The organism is Dietzia cinnamea NBRC 102147 (assembly GCF_001571065.1).
GTDB lineage: Bacteria > Actinomycetota > Actinomycetes > Mycobacteriales > Mycobacteriaceae > Dietzia > Dietzia cinnamea.
This window is the reverse complement of record NZ_BCSW01000145.1, coordinates 1-755: the sequence shown is the minus strand read 5'-3', so window position 1 is coordinate 755 and position 755 is coordinate 1. Positions and strand designations below refer to the sequence as shown.

At 61.5% G+C, this 755-nt stretch carries 1 pseudogene; it reads left to right on the top strand.

Annotation, left to right across the window (positions count from 1 at the left end):
• Positions 1–195, top strand: a pseudogene (locus DCI01S_RS17070) (transposase); the annotation flags it as partial.
• Positions 196–755: the final 560 nt, after the last annotated feature.

Genomic DNA, 755 nt, shown 5'->3' with positions numbered 1-755 from the left:
GTACCGAAAGAACTCCCCGAGCTGGCCCAACTTGGCCGTTCGCTGTGGAAGCGGCATCGGGAGATCCTCGCCTACTTCGACGTGGGCGCCTCCAATGGCCCCGTCGAGGCCATCAATGGGCGCCTCGAGCACCTCCGCGGAATCGCCCTGGGCTTCCGCAACCTCAGCCACTACATCTTGCGTGAGGTCACTGATCCACTCCGGACAGCTCCAGAATCGGATCAACGCACTCTAAATCCGGAAGGGCCGACAAACTCGCGATCACTTACCGCGCCGCCGTCACACTCTGCGCAATTCTCACCTGGCTACGCCGATTGGGAGACACACCCTAGATGCATCTTGAGGTGAGTTATGAGACCTCGCGAGCTGGGGCAGTCCGGGCCGGGTGGTTGATCGACGATGCCTCTCATGTCCAAGGCTGCGACTCATTGTGAGAACTCGACAACTGGCGGATGTTCGACTCCGGGAAGGTGATACATCGAGGCGCGGTCAGTCCGGGTTACTTTCGGGCCGCCCGCGCCTCAAAGCGGTAGGTCGAACCGATGCTTACTCGCTGTCACTCTCGCGCTGATTCGATGGGGCTCCGAATAGTCCACCGGACCACGAGCCGGTTCGGACTCGTCCCCCAGCTCCCACCACGAAGTCGGCGATCACGACACCCGCGCATAGCGCGACTCTAATTGTCTCTGAGGGTTCCTGGTTGGGGCTGACAAGCACGATCAGCGCGTAGGCGACGAGGCCGACGATGAGGCTAG